Source organism: Pseudomonas sp. (assembly GCF_002796985.1).
GTDB lineage: Bacteria > Pseudomonadota > Gammaproteobacteria > Pseudomonadales > Pseudomonadaceae > Pseudomonas.
Map to the genome: position 1 here is coordinate 49345 of NZ_PEKX01000016.1, position 17567 is coordinate 66911.

At 65.8% G+C, this 17567-nt stretch carries 14 protein-coding genes; 6 read left to right on the forward strand and 8 right to left on the reverse strand.

The genetic code is table 11. The annotated features are described in order from the left end of the window. Positions 1–111: 111 nt before the first annotated feature. Together CTR55_RS19575 and CTR55_RS19580 are read right to left on the reverse strand one after the other, a co-directional pair. Positions 112–1017 carry a neutral zinc metallopeptidase gene (locus tag CTR55_RS19575; protein WP_296288570.1) on the reverse strand — a complete coding sequence of 302 codons (906 nt, stop codon included), beginning with the start codon at positions 1015–1017 and terminating at the stop codon, positions 112–114. A 67-nt stretch (positions 1018–1084) separates the two neighbouring features. Next, a complete protein-coding gene (locus tag CTR55_RS19580; RefSeq protein WP_296288572.1) occupies positions 1085–1945 on the reverse strand; it encodes a PhzF family phenazine biosynthesis protein in 861 nt (286 codons plus the stop codon). Positions 1946–2117: 172 nt separating this feature from the next. Here CTR55_RS19580 and alaC point away from each other — a divergent pair, with 172 nt between their 5' ends. Next, complete coding sequence (alaC, locus tag CTR55_RS19585) at positions 2118–3335, forward strand: alanine transaminase (RefSeq protein WP_296288574.1); 1218 nt, start codon at positions 2118–2120, stop codon at positions 3333–3335. 163 nt (positions 3336–3498) lie between these two features. On the opposite strand, the gene CTR55_RS19590 is transcribed toward alaC, so the two are convergent. Further along, a complete protein-coding gene (locus CTR55_RS19590) occupies positions 3499–3933 on the reverse strand; it encodes a DUF411 domain-containing protein (protein WP_296288576.1) in 435 nt (144 codons plus the stop codon). A gap of 201 nt (positions 3934–4134) precedes the next feature. Here CTR55_RS19590 and CTR55_RS19595 point away from each other — a divergent pair, with 201 nt between their 5' ends. The 3 genes from CTR55_RS19595 to CTR55_RS19605 all read left to right on the forward strand — a co-directional run bounded on the left by CTR55_RS19595 (position 4135) and on the right by CTR55_RS19605 (position 5503). Beyond that, positions 4135–4599: a DUF4345 family protein gene (locus CTR55_RS19595; RefSeq protein ID WP_296288578.1), complete on the forward strand. Its 465-nt coding sequence runs from the start codon at positions 4135–4137 to the stop codon at positions 4597–4599. Between the two features lie 160 nt (positions 4600–4759). Continuing rightward, positions 4760–5098, forward strand: a complete 339-nt coding sequence (locus CTR55_RS19600; protein WP_296288579.1) for a hypothetical protein — start codon at positions 4760–4762, stop codon at positions 5096–5098. 102 nt (positions 5099–5200) lie between these two features. Then, positions 5201–5503, forward strand: coding sequence for a DUF1883 domain-containing protein (locus CTR55_RS19605; protein WP_169941934.1), 303 nt, complete (start codon positions 5201–5203; stop codon positions 5501–5503). 20 nt (positions 5504–5523) lie between these two features. Here the strand turns inward: CTR55_RS19605 and CTR55_RS19610 are convergent, their stop codons facing one another. The 3 genes from CTR55_RS19610 to CTR55_RS19620 form a co-directional block, all read right to left on the reverse strand. Further along, entirely contained in the window at positions 5524–6015 is a 492-nt protein-coding gene (locus tag CTR55_RS19610; protein WP_296288582.1) for a DUF4136 domain-containing protein, read from the reverse strand. 97 nt (positions 6016–6112) lie between these two features. Next, positions 6113–7198, reverse strand: coding sequence for a tRNA (uridine(54)-C5)-methyltransferase TrmA (trmA, locus tag CTR55_RS19615; RefSeq protein ID WP_296288583.1), 1086 nt, complete (start codon positions 7196–7198; stop codon positions 6113–6115). 122 nt (positions 7199–7320) lie between these two features. Next, positions 7321–8616, reverse strand: a complete 1296-nt coding sequence (locus CTR55_RS19620; RefSeq protein WP_296288585.1) for an NCS2 family permease — start codon at positions 8614–8616, stop codon at positions 7321–7323. 401 nt (positions 8617–9017) lie between these two features. On the opposite strand from CTR55_RS19620, the gene CTR55_RS19625 reads away from it, so the two are divergent. Further along, entirely contained in the window at positions 9018–9413 is a 396-nt protein-coding gene (locus CTR55_RS19625; protein WP_296288587.1) for a hypothetical protein, read from the forward strand. A gap of 309 nt (positions 9414–9722) precedes the next feature. Here CTR55_RS19625 and glyA read toward each other — a convergent pair whose 3' ends face one another. After that, complete coding sequence (gene glyA / locus CTR55_RS19630; RefSeq protein WP_296288588.1) at positions 9723–10976, reverse strand: serine hydroxymethyltransferase; 1254 nt, start codon at positions 10974–10976, stop codon at positions 9723–9725. A 280-nt stretch (positions 10977–11256) separates the two neighbouring features. Then, positions 11257–15420, reverse strand: coding sequence for an EAL domain-containing protein (locus CTR55_RS19635; protein WP_296288722.1), 4164 nt, complete (start codon positions 15418–15420; stop codon positions 11257–11259). 437 nt (positions 15421–15857) lie between these two features. Here CTR55_RS19635 and ettA point away from each other — a divergent pair, with 437 nt between their 5' ends. Continuing rightward, entirely contained in the window at positions 15858–17522 is a 1665-nt protein-coding gene (gene ettA, locus CTR55_RS19640; protein ID WP_296288589.1) for an energy-dependent translational throttle protein EttA, read from the forward strand. The last annotated feature ends 45 nt before the right edge of the window (positions 17523–17567 follow it).

The following is a 17567-nucleotide window of genomic DNA, read 5'->3' on the forward strand; positions in this document are numbered from 1 at the left end:
CAGCTGGCGGTTCGCGAGCAAGAACCAGGCGCCCCCCACGCTCCCACAGTCACACCCGGTGCTGGGGCGCTGTTCGTAGGAGCGAGCTTGCTCGCGAACCCGATAACGACGTTACAGCGTCTGCGCCTTGAAGGTATCGCACTTGCCCGGCGCGCCGCTTTCGAAACCGAGCTTGAACCAGCGCACGCGCTGCTGGGACGAGCCGTGGGTGAAGGAGTCAGGCATCACCGTGCCGCGCGCCTGGCGCTGCAGGTGGTCGTCGCCGATGGCGTTGGCGGCGTTCAGCGCCTCTTCCACATCGCCCGGCTCCAGCCAGTTCAGGCGCTGCTGGGCGTGGTTGGCCCAGACCCCGGCAAAGCAGTCGGCCTGAAGTTCCTGGCGTACCGACAGGCCGTTGGCGCCCTCCATGCGTGCGCCGCGCTGGCGGGCGGCGTTGATCTTGGCGGAGATGCCCAGCAGGTTCTGCACGTGGTGCCCGACTTCGTGGGCGATCACGTAGGCCTGGGCGAAGTCGCCGGCGGCGGCGAACTTCTGTTCCATCTCGCGGAAGAAGCCAAGGTCGAGGTACACGCGGTGGTCGCCCGGGCAGTAGAACGGGCCGACCGCCGAGGAGGCGAAGCCGCAGGCCGAGTTCACTCCGCCGTTGAACAGGATCAGCTTGGGCTGCTCGTATTGCTGGTTGCTGCGGGCGAAGATCTCGCCCCAGGTGTCTTCTGTATCGCCGAGGATCGAGCGGACGAAGTCCACCTGCGGGTCGGCGCCGGTAGCCGGCTTGCCCTGCACCGGGCGGCTCGGCGCCTGCTGCTGGGAGACGTCCATCTGGCCGAGCAGCGAGCCGAGGATGGTCATCGGGTCCTGCCCGGAGAGCAGGCCGATCACCACCACGATGGCCACGCCGCCCAGGCTCAGGCCGCGGCCGCCGATGCGCATGCCTCCGCCACCGCCCATGCCACCACCGCCGCTGTCATCGCGGGCATCCACTACATTGTCGCTGCGTCGTCCTTTGCGCCATTGCATGGCGGCATCTCCATCGAACAGGTGGGTTCAGTGTTGTCTCGGGTGGCGCTGGCCGCCAGCCCGGTCGTCAGGCGAAGCGGTGCAGCAGCTCGGCGCGGGCGAGCAATTGCACATCGCCGCCGACGCGGACTTCGTCGTCCTGGCCGACCTGCACATCCAGTCGGCTGGGACGCCCGGCAAAGCGGCCCTGGGCCAGGTGGAACAGCTCGCCGCGGCGCGCCTTGCCCAATTCCACCAGGTAGGCGGCGACGGGGCCGGCGGCGCTGCCAGTGGCGACATCCTCGATGATCCCGGCGCCGTCCCAGGTGCGGCCCTCGCGATTATCCACATCCAGCACGAAAACGAAGGCGGCGTTGAGTTTGGCCAGCTCGGCTGCCAGATCCGTGCGCTGGCGCACGCGGCCCAGCGCTTCGCTGCGCACTGGCAGCAGCAGGTAGGGCAGGCCGGTGCTGACCACGGCGGCGGGGTAGTCGGCGAGGTCGCTGGCGCTCAGCGAGAAGGCCTCGGCGAACCAGCGGCGTGCGTCGTCGTCGAGCACGCTGCCAAAGTCGGCGATCCCCTGATTCATCTCGGCGTGGAAACCCGTGCCACGCCGACGCGTGGCAACTTTCACGGCCTTGGCCGGCAGCTCCAGCGTCCAGTGTTCTTCCTCGCCGCGCTGGTGCAGGTGGTGCAGCAGCGCGGCGGCGCCCAGCACCGGATGGCCGGCGAAGGGCAGTTCCTCCTCGACGGTGAAGATGCGCGCCGAATAAGTATCCAGCTCAGCGGAAGGGAACAGGAAGATCGACTCGAACTGGCGCAATTCCTGGGTCAGTGCCAACAGGGTCTGATCGGGAATGCCGCGGGCGTCGGGGAACACCGCCAGGCCATTGCCGGTGAGCGGTTGGTCGGCGAAGACATCGAGCTGCCAGTACTGTTGCGCGGACATGGGCCTCCAGATGCCGCCCTTGAGCGGCGCAAAGAAAAACTCGACAGCCAGCCTAGCGAGCTATATGTTCGCCGACAAGAAAGCGCAGGTCACAGCGCCGCGCTTTCCAGGCCACCGCAGTGGCCGGCGTCGCTCGGACGGTTCCGGGCGCCTACGTTCATCAGAGGACACCATGACTGAACCCCGTTCAGCTCGTCGCTTTGCGCGCATCGATCGCCTGCCCCCCTACGTCTTCAACATCACCGCCGAACTGAAGATGGCCGCCCGCCGCCGTGGCGAGGACATCATCGACCTGTCCATGGGCAACCCGGACGGGGCCACGCCGCCGCACATCGTCGAGAAACTCTGCCAGGTCGCCCAGCGCGAAGACACCCACGGCTACTCCACGTCCCGTGGCATTCCGCGCCTGCGCCGCGCCATCTCGCACTGGTACCGCGACCGCTACGAAGTGGAGATCGACCCGGAATCCGAAGCCATCGTCACCATCGGCTCCAAGGAAGGCCTGGCGCACCTGATGCTGGCCACCCTGGACCACGGTGACACCATCCTGGTGCCCAACCCCAGCTACCCGATCCACATCTATGGCGCGGTGATCGCCGGCGCCCAGGTGCGCTCGGTGCCGCTGGTGCCAGGGATCGATTTCTTCAACGAGCTGGAGCGGGCGATCCGCGAGTCGATTCCCAAGCCGAAGATGATGATCCTCGGCTTCCCCTCCAACCCCACCGCGCAGTGCGTGGAGCTGGACTTCTTCGAGCGCGTGGTGGAGCTCGCCAAGCGTTACGACGTGCTGGTGGTGCATGACCTCGCGTACGCGGACATCACCTTCGATGGCTGGAAGGCCCCGTCGATCATGCAGGTGCCCGGCGCCAAGGACATTGCGGTGGAGTTCTTCACCCTGTCCAAGAGCTACAACATGGCTGGCTGGCGCATCGGCTTCATGGTCGGCAACCCGGAGCTGGTCTCGGCGCTGGCGCGGATCAAGAGCTACCACGACTACGGCACCTTCACCCCGCTGCAGGTGGCGGCCATCGCCGCACTGGAAGGCGACCAGCAGTGCGTGCGCGACATCGCCGAGCAGTACCAGAAGCGCCGCGACGTGTTGGTGAAGGGCCTGCACGAAGCCGGCTGGAGGGTGGAGAATCCCAAGGCCTCCATGTACATCTGGGCGAAGATTCCCGAACCCTATGCGCACCTGGGCTCGCTGGAGTTCGCCAAGAAGCTGCTCAAGGACGCCAAGGTTTCGGTGTCGCCGGGTATCGGCTTCGGCGACTATGGCGACGACCACGTACGCTTTGCCTTGATCGAGAACCGCGACCGCCTGCGCCAGGCCGTGCGCGGGATCAAGGCGATGTTTAGAGCCGACGGCCTGTTGCCGGCCAAGGCCGAGTGACACGGCGTGGATAAACGAAGAGGGCGGCCAACTGGCCGCCCTTTTCGTTTTGGAGTCCCCCACCCCATCCTGCTCGCGGAGCGTTGCCGCGTGGGAACCTGGAGAGTGCCCCGCGCGCCGGCGCACCAACGCTCAGGGGTGAGGGAAAGCCTCAGTGCGCGTGTCAGTGGGCGGGATAATCGGCCAGCACTTCACGCTGGCCGGCCTTGTTCAGGCCGACGACCTGGTAGGCGTCGTGCTGGTCGCCCATCTCCATGCCCGGCGAGCCCGTCGGCATGCCCGGTACGGCAGCGCCGACCAGGTCGGCGCGCTCGCGCAGCTTGAGCACATCGGCCGCCGGCACGTGGCCTTCGACGAACTTGCCGTCGATCACGCCGGTGTGGCACGAGCCCATGCTGTATGGCACGCCAAGTTTGGTCTTCACGGCACTCATGTCCGCCTCGACGTGGTCGTTGACGGTGAAGCCGTTGCTTTCCAGGTGCTTGATCCAGTCCTTGCAGCAGCTGCAGTTGGCATCGCGGTGCACGTCAATGGTCAGCGGCTCGGCGGCCTGGGCGGCGCCGGCGACAAGGGCGGTGAGCAGAAACAGGATGCGCATGGTTGGAGCCTTAGAAGTTCGGACGCGACCGAGCATACTCCCGAGCCCCTCCAGCCCCCACCCGCCGTTTGTTTCCCCATATGACGCGGGCGTCGAACTTGCTGCGCCGTGCGGGGTCTTTAGCTGATCGGTGGTGCGTCCGCGACTCCCTGTCGCAGGGGTGGACGCTCGGCAATGGCTGCATGGCCAAGGAGAAATCGGATGCTCTTCGCCCGTCTCGTCCTGCTCCTCCAGGCCCTGGTCTGGGGTGGCTTGGGACTGCTCTACTGGATTCGACCTTATGAGATGGCCAACCTCAGCGGGATGCTGCTGATGGAGCCGTCCTCGGTGAGCGACGCCCGCGTGTTCTACGGCGGCCACCAATTCGCCCTCGCGCTGTTCCTTGTGTTTGCCCTGCGCCGTCGCCGGCTGGTGCGCCCGGCGCTGATTCTGGTGATCCTGGTGCAGTTGACCCTGACGCTGTCGCGCCTGCTGATCGCCTGGACCGAGGGCGGCATGGAGTGGGACGCGCAACTGGCCGGTGTGGTCTATCGCGGGGTGATCTCGGCATTGGCGATCTTCGCCCTCTATTGGTTGGAGCGGCAGTCGCGCCAGCGCCAGCGTCAGGTAGTGGTGCGCGAGGAAGAAGAGCCGGAAGCGCGCAAGGCGGATTTCGAAGGCTTGTGAGTTCGGGTTATTTGTACCTTTTATGAAGTCATTCAGACCGCCTTGTCTTGCGGTCATTTGAACCTCTTTATTTATTAAGTGATTGAATTTAATCGGGTTTCTATCTGGCACGAATCCTGAAATGGTCTAGCGGCCCTTTCAAGATTCAATGGAGAAACCCATGCGTGAAGTTATTGCGTTGTGCAGCATGCTGCTGTGTGCGTCGGCCCTGGCGGACGAAGTCATTTCCGAGGTGCCCGACAATACCGTCGGTGGTGGTTTCGGTGCCGGCTCCGGCGTGCTGCTGGGCGGTGCGCTGGGCGGGCCGGTTGGCGCGTTGGTCGGTGCCGCCGTGGGTGCCTTCGGCGGCGCCGAAGCCCAGGAGGCCACTGGTAGCAGCGGGCACTCCTATGTCGTGCGGGACGCCCAGGGCTATGAGCGCACCGTGCGCTCGCCCAACGCCGAATTCCAGGTGGGTCAGCAGGTGGCCGTCAGCGGCGACCGGCTCAAGCCGCGGTAGCACTGCCGATGAGCGGGCGCCATGGAATGCCGAGGCCAGGCGAAGGTGCCCCGCTGTCGTGCTATCGTATTGATTTCGCGGTAGAAGCAAGGCGGAGCCAGCATGAAGTTCGTACATCAACGGGAGCACCTGAACGAAGGCGACCTGGTCGTCATCGAGTGCTCCATGACCTGCAACATCCGCCTGATGACTGACGCTGCCTTCCGCAGCTTCAAGAACGGCGGTCGCCACGTTTACCACGGCGGCGCGTTCGACCGCTTCCCGGCCAAGATCAAGGTGCCCAGCACCGGCAACTGGAACATCACCATCGATACCGTCACCCGCCGCGCCATCAGCGTCACGCGCAAGGCCGACTTCAAGTACAGCATCAAGTTCGTTCGCAAGTCGCCGTCGAACTTCGGCTGATCCTCATTGCCCCGTCCCGGTCATTGGTGCGCGGGGAAATCCCTGAGCAGGCGGGCGATGCCTTCGTCCACGGCCTGCTGGGTGATCTTCGGATCGTGCAACTGGCGCGCTACCTGCGCCTGATAGAGCACCTGTCCGGTCGTCTCGTCGAGAATCTGCAGCGCCAGGCGCGCCTGTTCCTGATCGGTGATCTGCGTCTGGGTCATGACACCCGCGCTGGTCACCACCGGGCGCTGGACGATGCCGGTCTGGCTATCCAGGCCGACGGCGTAGATCACCCGAAGCTCTCCTGAACCTTCCTGAAATCGATAGCCCTTGGCTTCCAGCGCGCGGCGCACGGCGAGATCGAAGCGATCCTCCAGGTCCTCGCGGTGGCCCTGTGCGCGCACGGCCTGGACGAAGAAGGTGCTTTGCCGGCCGGTGGCGGCGGGGGAGACGTTGACATTGGCGGGATCGCTGCCGGCGCAAGCGCTCAGCAGCAGGCAGAGCAGGGGAAGGATCAGGCGGGACATGGACGTGCCTCTGGTCATTGTCCCGCAAGGTTAGCCGCCCTGCAGCGGCGCGCCGCCCAACCCTTGGTTGGGCGCCAGCCAATTGGGCGACCAGGCCTCAGCGACGGGTCAGCAGTACACCGGCTTCCATGTGGTGCGTGTAGGGGAACTGGTCGAACAGGGCGCAGCGGCTGACCTTGTGGGTGTCGTGCAGCTGGGCGATATTCTGTGCCAGGGTCTCCGGGTTGCAGGAGATGTACAGGATGTTGTCGAAGCGCCGGGTCAGCTCACAGGTGTCCGGGTCCATGCCGGCGCGCGGCGGGTCGACGAACACGCTGCCGAACTCGTAGGACTTCAGGTCGACGTCGGCCAGGCGGCGGAACGGGCGCACGTCATTCAGCGCCTGGGTCAGTTCCTCGGCGGAGAGGCGCACCAGGGTCACGTTGTCCACGGCGTTGTCGGCCAGGTTGGCCAGGGCGGCGTTCACCGAGGTCTTGCTGATCTCGGTGGCCAGTACCTTGCGCACGCGGGTGGCCAGCGGCAGGGTGAAGTTGCCGTTGCCGCAGTACAGCTCCAGCAGGTCGTCTTCGCGCTGGCCCAGGGCTTCGTACGCCCAGTTGAGCATCTTCTGGCAGACCTCGCCGTTGGGCTGGGTGAAGGCGCCCTCCGGCTGGCGGTAGCGGAAGGTGCGGCCGGCGACGGTCAACTCTTCGTTCACGTAGTCACGGCCGACTACCAGACGCTTGCCACGGGAGCGACCGACGATGCTCACGCCCAGTTCGGCGGCCAGCTTTTCGGCGGCAGCCTGCCAGGTCGCGTCCACCGGGCGGTGGTAGCAGAGGGTGATCATTGCGTCGCCCGCCAGGGTGGTGAGGAACTCCACCTGGAACAGCTTGTGGCCCAGCGTCGGCTCGGCCCAGGCGGCCTTCAGGCGCGGCATGAGTTCGTTGATGCGCTGGCTGGCGATGGGGAATGCCTCGATCAGGATCGGCGTGTGCTTGTCCCCCTGCTCGAACATCGCGTAGTGGCGAGCCTCGCCCTCGCGCCACAGGCGGAACTCGGCGCGCAGGCGGTAATGCTCGCGGGGCGAATCGAACACCGCAGGTTCCGGCGCGGCGAAAGGCGCCAGCAGTTCGCGCAGGCGCGTGGTCTTGTCGGCCAGTTGGGTGTCGTATTGAGAGGGATCGAAGCGCGGACTGCTCATGGGGCGGGTAACTCGTGTGGGTCGGCGGCAGTTGATGGGTATCGCTGCGCTCCGCGCCCTCCTACTTCGGTGTCGCTTGTAGGAGGGGGGGCGCAGCGATACCCATGCCGCGAAAGAGAAAATCAGGCGTTGAACCAGCCCAGCTTGATCACGAACAGGATCGACAGGATCACCAGCGCCGGGTTCAGCTCGCGGAAGCGGCCGGCCAGCAGCTTGCAGGCGGTCCAGGTGATGAAGCCGAAGGCGATGCCGTTGGCGATGGAGAAGGTCAGCGGCATGGCCAGAGCGGTCACCACCACGGGGGCCGCGACGGTCAGGTCGTCCCAGTCGATCTCGGCCAGGCCCGAGGCCATCAGCACGGCGACGAAGAACAGCGCCGGCGCGGTGGCGAAGGCCGGCACGTTGCCCGCCAGCGGGGCGAAGAACAGTGCCAGCAGGAACAACAAGGCGACCACGATGGCGGTCAGGCCGGTACGGCCGCCGGCGGAAACGCCCGCCGCCGACTCGATGTAGCTGGTGGTGGTGGAGGTGCCCAGCAGCGAGCCGACCATGGCGGCGGAGCTGTCGGCGATCAGGGCGCGGCCCATCTTCGGCATGTGCCCGTCCTTGCCCATCAGGCCGGCGCGCTTGGCTACGCCGATCAGGGTGCCGGAGTTGTCGAACAGGTCGACGAAGAGGAAGGCGAAGATCACGCTGAACAGGCCGATGTCCAGGGCGCCCTTGATATCCAGCTGGAGGAAGGTCGGTGCCAGCGACGGCGGCATCGACACAACGCCACCGAACTGGGAGACGCCGATGGCGATGGAGATGAAGGTCACCACCAGGATGCCGATCATCACCGCGCCGGTCACGCGGCGGGCTTCCAGGGCGACGATCAGGATGAACCCGAGGATCGCCAGCAGCGGTGCCGGCTTGGCCAGGTCACCCATGCCCACCAGGGTGGCCTGGTTGGCGACGACGATGCCCGATTCCTTCAGCGCGATCAGCGCGAGGAACAGGCCGATGCCGGCGGCGATTGCCGAACGTAGCGCCAGGGGGATGCTGTTGATGATCCACTCGCGGATGCGGAAGATCGAAATGATGAAGAACATGCACGCGGAGAGGAACACTGCGCCAAGCGCCACCTGCCAGGTGTGGCCCATGTGCAGGACCACGGTGTAGGTGAAGAAGGCGTTCAGGCCCATGCCGGGAGCCAGGGCGATCGGGTAGTTGGCGATCAGGCCCATCACCGCCGAGCCGATGGCCGCGGCCAGGCAGGTGGCAACGAAGATCGCGCCTTTATCCATGCCCGTTTCGCCGAGGATGCTCGGGTTGACGAAAAGGATGTAGGCCATGGTCAGGAAGGTAGTGATACCCGCCAGGATCTCAGTGCGCACATTGGTGTTGTGCGCCTTGAGTTGGAACAGCTTTTCCAGCATGTTTGGCTCCCCGTGACGCTCTTGCGCCGTTATCGTTCTGGCCGGGAAAAGCAAGGTGCATGCCCAGGTGGGCCGTGCGCCTTTTCTTGTGACCGGCAAAAGGCGCGCATGATACCAGCTTGCCCTGAACCGGAGAATTTCTGACCGGACCGCCAGCATCCGTTCGTCTGCAAGCTTAGTCGCAGGCGCCGACCAAGGGAGTGCAACTTGTGTGCTGGCGGTGGTCTGACACTTCATGACCTTGGCTATAACCTGGGCCCGACCGGGCCATTCAGTCTGATTCGCAGTCGATGAAACGCTCTATTCCGATCCTCTTCGCCTCATTGTTGGGCGCCTCTTTGCTGGGGGCGTGTGCCGGTGCGCCGCCGTCGGCCCCGCAGCATACGTTCGATGTCCACGCCGTGGCCGAAAAGCCCACGGCCAGCACGCGCACCCTGGCTGACCCGCAAGGCAAGGCGGTGCTGGTGACCACTCATCCCGCCCTGACCCAGCGCGACGTGCAGCGGGCCGAGCTGGCCAGCGTGGCCGACGGCACGCCGGCGGTGCGCGTGCTGTTCACGCCCGAAGCCAGCCAGCGCCTGGCGAAGCTGACCCAGGAGGAGCAGGGCAAGGCCCTGGCGGTGGTCATCGACGGGCAACTGCGCCTGCTGCCCAAGGTGACGCGGGTGGTGACCGACGGGCAGGTGATGCTCAAGGGCTTTGCCGGCCAGGAGGAGGCTCAGACGCTGGTGCGTCGGATCAACGAGCTGCGTGATATGCCGGTGCAGCCGGAGCAGGGGGCGGGTGGGCAGCCGTAGCTTCTTTAATAGGCGCGTGAGGACGTAGGGCGGATCACCTGGAAACGGTTATCCGCCGATGGCCCGGCGGCGGATAACGCTGGCGCGTTATGCGCCCTACGAAATCGTGCTTCATGGAAGAGACGTTTTTTGTAGGAGCGAGCTTGCTCGCGAACCGCGCAACTCCGGAGCCCAACTGGAATCCGTTCGCGAGCAATAACGATGGTGTCCCCCTCGCTCCTACAGGTTCTGCCTGTCCTCTCAGTGAGGCGCCCATGAAAAAGCCCGGCATCTGCCGGGCTTTTTCATGGTGCGGTTCGCGGCTTGGGCTTAGGCGCCGTAGACCGGGAACTTGGCGCAGATGGCCTTGACCTTCTCGCGCACGCCGTCCACCACGGACTCGTCGCCCATGTTGGTCAGGATGTCGCAGATCCAGCCAGCCAGCTCGCGGCACTCGGCTTCCTGGAAGCCGCGGGTGGTCACGGCGGGGGTGCCGATACGCAGGCCGGAGGTGACGAACGGGGAACGCGGGTCGTTCGGCACGCTGTTCTTGTTCACGGTGATGAAGGCGCGACCCAGGGCAGCGTCGGCGTCCTTACCGGTGATGTCCTGCTTGATCAGGGACAGCAGGAACAGGTGGTTCTGGGTACCGCCGGACACCACGTCGAAGCCGCGCTCGATGAACACGCTGGCCATGGTCTGGGCGTTTTTCAGAACCTGCTGCTGGTAGGTCTTGAACTCGGGCTGCAGGGCTTCCTTGAAGCACACGGCCTTGGCGGCGATCACGTGCTCCAGCGGGCCACCCTGGGCACCCGGGAAGACAGCGGAGTTCAGCTTCTTCTCGATCTCTTCGTTCTTGCGAGCGAGGATCAGGCCGCCGCGCGGGCCGCGCAGGGTCTTGTGGGTGGTGGTGGTGACCACATCGGCGAACGGCACCGGGTTCGGGTAGACGCCAGCGGCGACCAGACCGGCCACGTGGGCCATGTCGACGAACAGGTAGGCACCCACTTTGTCGGCGATGGCGCGGAAGCGCGGGAAGTCCAGCACCTGGGAGTAGGCGGAGAAGCCGGCAACGATCATCTTCGGCTTGTGCTCGATGGCCAGGCGCTCGACTTCGTCGTAGTCGATCAGGCCAGCGTCGGTGATGCCGTACTGAACAGCGTTGTACAGCTTGCCGGAGGACGAAACGCTGGCGCCGTGGGTCAGGTGACCGCCGTGGGCCAGGCTCATGCCCAGGATGGTGTCGCCGGCCGACAGCAGGGCCAGGTAGACGGCCGCGTTGGCCTGGGAGCCGGCGTGCGGCTGGACGTTGGCGTAGTCGGCGCCGAACAGTTGCTTGGCGCGGTCAATCGCAAGCTGCTCGACGACGTCGACGTACTCGCAGCCACCGTAGTAGCGCTTGCCCGGGTAGCCTTCGGCGTATTTGTTGGTCAGCACCGAACCCTGGGCTTCCATCACCGCCGGGCTGGTGTAGTTCTCGGAGGCGATGAGCTCGATGTGCTCTTCCTGGCGTTGGGCTTCTTGCTCCATCGCGGCGAAGAGATCGGCATCGTAGCGGGCGAGGGTCAAATCACGGCTGAACATGGCGGTCCTCTTAAGGATCGGGTGCTGGGGGAAAGGCGCGCATTCTAACCCAAGGCGCTGGTGCTGGCACATGAAAGGCGGTCATGTGGCTGACAAGCGGGGTTCAAGGCCGGATATCAGTAGAATTGGGAGCGATTTGGCGGCCATGGTGGGATGGGCGTAGGAGCGGACTTCGTCCGCGATCGGTTCCCGGCTGCTCCGAGCCGGCCGGTGGCACATCGCGGACGGAGTCCGCTCCTACGTGTAGCCGAACACCACGCGGATGTTGCCGGCCATGCCATCAGCCGAGGAGCAGCAGCGCATTGCTGGCGAACAACGCGGGGAACTGGTCGGCTGGCACCGGGCGGCCGAAGAGGAAGCCCTGCACCTCGTCGCAGCCGTGCTCGCGCAGGAACTCCAGCTGCTCGTGGCTCTCCACGCCCTCGGCGATCACCATCAGGTTCAGGCTGTGGGCCATGGCGATGATGGCGCGGGCGATCTGCGCATCCTGCTCGCCGTGGGGCAGGCCGTCGACGAAGCTGCGGTCGATCTTCAGCACGTCGATGGGGAACTGCTTGAGGTAGTTGAGCGAGGAATAGCCGGTGCCGAAGTCGTCCACCGCGATCGCCAGACCCAGGCGTTTCAGCCCCTGAAGTATCTGCATCGCCTGGGACACGTCGCTCATCAGGATGCTTTCGGTCAGCTCCAGCTCCAGGCACGCCGGGGCGATACCGGTGTCCTTGAGGATGCCGGCGATACGCTCGCCCAGTTGCCCGTCGGCGAACTGCCGGGCCGAGAGGTTCACGGAAATCTTCGGCACCCGCACTTTGTCGCGGTGCCAGGCACGCAGCTGCAGGCAGGCCTGTTCCAGCAGCCAGTCGCCGACCTGGGCGACCAGGCCGAGCTCTTCCAGCACCGGGATGAACTCCGCCGGCGGGATCAGCCCGCGTTTGGGATGCTGCCAGCGCAATAGTGCCTCGGCGCCAGTCAGGCGGCGGCCGTCGCCGGTGAACTGCGGCTGGTAGTGCAGGACGAATTCGTGCAGCTCGATGGCGCGGCGCAGGTCGCTTTCCAGCTCCAGGCGCTCCAGGGCGCGGGCGTTCATTTCGGCCTGGTAGAACTGGAAGTTGTTCTTGCCCATTTCCTTGGCGTGGTACATCGCCGTGTCGGCGTTCTTCATCAATTGGCTGAGCTCGGCGCCGTCCTGCGGTGAAAGCGCCACACCGATACTGGCGGTGACGAAGAACTCCCGACCCTCGAGGGTGAAAGGGCGGGCGAGGCTTGCGAGAATCTGTTCGGCGACCTGGATCGCCTGCCTTAGCGCCCTCTCGCGGTCCTTCTGGCCGGGCAGCAGCAGGGTAAATTCGTCGCCGCCCATGCGTGCCACCGTGTCGTCGTCGCTGACGCAAAGGCTCAGGCGCTCGGCCACTTCCTTGAGCATGCGGTCGCCTGCGGCATGGCCGAGGGAGTCGTTGATCGGCTTGAAGCGGTCGAGGTCGAGGAACATCAGCACGACCCACTGCTGGTGCCGTTCGGCTTGCAGCAGCGCGGTGTGCAGGCGGTCCTGGAACAGCGTGCGGTTGGGCAGGTGGGTCAGGGCGTCGTAGTAGGCCAGGCGGTGGATGCGTCGCTCGCTGGCCTTGCGCTCGCTGATGTCGCTGAAGAAGCAGACGAAGCTGACCAGGTCGCCTTCCTCGTCGTGTACCGCGGTGATGCCGACCCAGCTCGGGTACAGCTCGCCGTTCTTGCGCTTCTGCAGGATCTCGCCTTCCCAGCTGCCGCTCCTGAGCAGGCTTTCCATCACGTGCTTGAGCTGGTTGGCTTCCTGGCGGTCGGCGGTGAGCAGGCGCGGCAACTGGTCCAGCACTTCCTCGGCGGAGTAGCCGGTGAGGCGGCTGAAGGAGTCGTTGATCTGCACGATGTAGCCGGCCGGATCGGTGACCATGATCGCCGCCGTGGAGTGCTCGAACACCGTCGCCGCCATGCGCATCTCGCGCTCGGCGCGGCGCTGCTGGCTGACGTCGCGGGCGACCCCGAGCAAGCCTTCGAAGCAGCCGTGGTCGTCCCACATCAGGGCGATTCGCAGCTCCACCGGAATCTTGTGGCCGTCGGCATGCAGGCAGTCGAGGCTGAATAGCTGCGGTTCGGCGCTTTCGCGCAGTTCGGCCAGGCGCTTGGGCTCGCCGATGGCGCCCTGCACGCGGTTGAGCAGTTCGTCCAGACGCTCCAGCTGTGCCGGGTTGGCGGCTATCGGCTGGAAGCCGTTGGCCAGCACCCACTCGGGGCTGTAGCCGAGCACCTGCTGGATCGACGGGCTGACGTAGTTGAGCTGGACCTGGGCGTCGGTGGAGATGATCACGTCGCTGATGCTCTCGGCGAGCATACGGTAGCGGCGGCCGCTCTCGCGCAGCGAGTTGTGCGCCTCGACGGTGTCGGTGATGTCCTTGGCCACGCCGATCAGCCGCGCCACGCGGCCGGTCGCATCGCGGGTGAAGGCCTGCTCGCGGATGTCGAACCAGTGCCAGTTGCCGTCGCGGTGACGCCAGCGCAGCTGGCTGTCCAGCAGCAGGCCGTCGCCCACCACCTGCTGCAGGTTACGCACGCGCCAGTAGTACTCGGCGTCGTCCGGGTGCAGCACCTTCTCCCAGAACCGCTCACCCATCTCGCGCAGCTCATCGCTGCTGTAGCCCAGTTGGTGGCCGAGGTTGTGGTTGCTGAAGATCACCCGGCGCGCGGCGATATCGTGGATGTACAGGGTGTCGGGCACCGCGCGCACCGCGTCGGACCAGAACTTCTCGCGCTCGATCAGCGACAGCTCGACCTGCTTGCGGCTGGTGATGTCCGACAGGCTCAGGGTGACGGCGTGGAAGTCCTGGATCATCTCCGGCACGCGCAATTGCAGCCACAGGTGGCGCTGCTCGCCCTGGCGGGTGTGGATGCAGGCTTCCATCTCGACCATGCCGTGGCCGTGCAGCACGGCTTCGAGGACCTTGCTGCGCACTCCGTCCGGGCGCATGCCGGCGCTGCCGATGAGCACCTGCCAGGCCTGTTCGGTAGTGCCAATGCCCATCAGGCGCTTGGCGACGTTGTTGATCTCGCTGATGCGCACCTGGCGCAGCAACCAGGGGAGGCGCTCGGGCTGCGAGGCGATCCATTCGCTCAGGTCGCTCTGCCGGCGCAGGTTCAGGTCCACCAGGCTCTGGCGCAGGGCGGAGAGGTCGAGCACGCAGAGGGCGACGCCGACGCCGTCGAAGATGTCCTGGTAGCGCCGACGGGTCTCTTCGAGGATGTGCAGCGCCTGCTGCTGCTCGGTGACATCGCGCAGCACCCAGACCTGCCCACCCTGGGGCAGGTTGCCGCGCAGCACCCAGGTCTGCTCCGACGCTAGCGGGCTGTCGTCCAGCGAATGGTGGCTGACGGCGAACAGGCGTGGCTGACCCGTGTGATTGACGCGTACCAGCTCCGAGCCGTTGTCTGCCGAGGCGTCGGCGCCGTTGAGCAGCGCGCCCAGGCCTGGCAGCAGCTCCAGCAAGTGGTGTTCGCCGGCCTTGTCGGCGGTGATGCCGAACAGGTGCTCCGCCTGCGGATTGAGGTAGGCGAGGCGGCCGTCGGCGCGGGTCACCAGCACGCGCTCGTCGATGGCGCCCAGGGCCTGCGCGGCCTGGCGCAGGCTCTGCTGCGACTCGACGGTCAGCGCCCGCAGGTTCTGCTGCTCGCGTTGCAGGCGCAGCAGGGCGGCCCCGGCGATGCCCGCCAGTACCAGCAGCAGGGCCAGTTCACCGCCCAGGCGTGGCAGCAGGGTGGCGCGCATCTGCCGGTCGTCGAACTGCGGGATCAGTTGCCAGTCGGTGTTCTGGATGGTCAGGCCGTCGAGGCTTTGTGCCTGTTCCAGCGGCGAGGCGGCGGAAAGCGGGCCGGGGCGCAAGCCGCTGGAGCGGCCGAGGACCTTTCGCTGGACGTCGTCGACCAGGATCCAATCCGGCGACTCGGGGCGGATCTGCGCGGCCCAGCCACGCCGGGCAATCTTCTCGTCGAGACGGATGACGCTATCGCCTTCGCCTGGCTCGGTCGCCTTTAGCCAGACATAGAAGAGGCCGCCGTTGTCTTCGCTGAACGCGTAGTGATAGCTCTGTTGCGCGCTGCGCTGGCGCAGGGCCTTGATGAACGCCGCATCCTTGATCCCGCTGGCGGAGTCGCGCATGACCAGGCCGCTGGCATCCAGACGCACCAGGCTGTGGAAGGACGGGTAGAGGTGTTTCAGGCTGGCGATCAGCGGGGCGTGGAGGTCGCGGTGGTCGCGATCGAGTTCCTGCTGCAGCAGGGCCTGAGCCGCCACCGCCTTGAGTTCCAGGGTCAGGGCGATCCGCTGTGCCATTTGCTCGCCGTGCAGTACCACCCGCTCGCGCTCGAAGCGCTCCTGGCTGCGGAACTCCTGGTGCAGCTGCCAGCCCAGCAAGCCGAGCATGAACAGCACCAGCAACACCAGCGCGGTTCGGGTCGCCACGCGGCCAGGCCTGGCCAGGGCGTCCGGAGGAGTACGGGGGGAGTTAGACAAGGACTTAAGGACCTGGGGCGATACGGCTGAATTCGGCGCAGGCTAGGATGCCCGGAAAGGCGGCGAAGTGCCAGTATCGCCGACGAGCGTCGTTTGCCCTTCCTGCCCCATTCCGGTAGTTTTGCCGCACGCGCGCGTTCTGATGTGCCGCGAAACGTGCGGTGCGTAAAGTACATCCGCAGAGAGTCCCGCGCGAAGGGCCGTTCATCGGCCGCTCGCGCCCGCAGGCAGCCGGCACTCAAGCGTGCTGTCGCTGCCGCTCCGGCCAAGAGCGCCGGCGTCCCGGAACCTGCCGTCGTGCGTTCCGGCCACCCAGATCACTCATTCATTCCAGAAGTCAGGTACACATGGCTCAATACGTCTATACCATGCACCGGGTCGGCAAGGTCGTACCGCCCAAGCGTGAAATCCTCAAGAACATCTCCCTGTCGTTCTTCCCCGGCGCCAAGATCGGCGTGCTCGGCCTGAACGGCGCGGGTAAATCCACCCTGCTGCGCATCATGGCCGGCATCGACACCGAGATCGAAGGCGAAGCCCGCCCGATGCCCGGCATCAACGTCGGTTACCTGCCGCAGGAGCCCAAGCTCGACCCGCAGGCCAGCGTGCGCGAGATCGTCGAAGAGGCCGTCGGCCAGATCAAGCAGGCCCAGGCTCGCCTGGACGAGGTCTACGCCGCCTACGCCGAGCCGGACGCCGACTTCGACGCGCTGGCCGCCGAGCAGGCCAAGCTGGAGGCCATCCTCCAGGCCTCCGACGGCCACAACCTCGAGCGCCAGCTGGAAGTCGCCGCTGACGCCCTGCGCCTGCCGCCGTGGGACGCGAAGATCGAGCACCTCTCCGGTGGTGAGAAGCGCCGTGTGGCCTTGTGCCGCCTGCTGCTGTCGGCCCCGGACATGCTGCTGCTGGACGAACCGACCAACCACCTGGATGCCGACTCGGTCGCCTGGCTGGAACACTTCCTCCACGACTTCCCGGGCACCGTGGTAGCGATCACCCACGACCGTTACTTCCTCGACAACGTCGCCGGCTGGATTCTCGAGCTGGACCGTGGCCAGGGCATCCCGTTCGAGGGCAACTACTCCGGCTGGCTGGAATCCAAGGCCAACCGCCTGGCCCAGGAAGCCAAGCAGGAAGCCTCCCACGCCAAGGCCATGAAGGCGGAACTGGAGTGGGTGCGCCAGGGCGCCAAGGCTCGCCAGTCCAAGTCCAAGGCCCGCCTGCAGCGTTTCGAGGAACTGCAATCGCAGGAATTCCAGAAGCGCAGCGAGACCAACGAGATCTACATCCCGGCCGGTCCGCGCCTGGGTGACAAGGTCATCGAACTGCACAACGTCACCAAGGGTTATGGCGATCGCGTGCTGATCGACAATCTGTCGATGAGCATCCCCAAGGGTGCCATCGTCGGCGTGATCGGCGGCAACGGCGCGGGTAAATCCACCCTGTTCCGCATGCTCACCGGCAAGGAACAACCGGACTCGGGCAGCATCGAGATCGGCGAAACCGTGCAGATCGCCAGCGTCGACCAGAGCCGCGAAGTCCTCGAAGGTAACAAGACCGTTTGGGAACAGGTGTCCGACGGCTTCGAGCAGATCAAGATCGGCAACTACGAAGTCCCGTCGCGCAGCTACGTCGGCCGCTTCAACTTCAAGGGCGGCGACCAGCAGAAGTTCGTCAAGGACCTCTCCGGTGGTGAGCGTGGCCGTCTGCACCTGGCCCTGACCCTGAAGCAGGGCGGCAACGTGCTGCTGCTCGACGAACCGTCCAACGACCTCGACGTGGAAACCCTGCGTGCGCTGGAAGAAGCGCTGCTGGACTTCCCTGGCGCCGCCATCGTGATTTCCCACGATCGCTGGTTCCTGGACCGCATCGCGACCCACATCCTCTCCTACGAGGACGATGGCAAGGTGGTCTTCTTCGAAGGCAACTACACCGAGTTCGAAGCCGATCGTAAAAAACGCCTGGGCGACGCTGCCTCGCAGCCGCACCGCGTGCGCTACAAGAAGCTGGCGTAAGCCACTTCTGCATGAAAACGGGGCCTTCGGGCCCCGTTTTCGTTT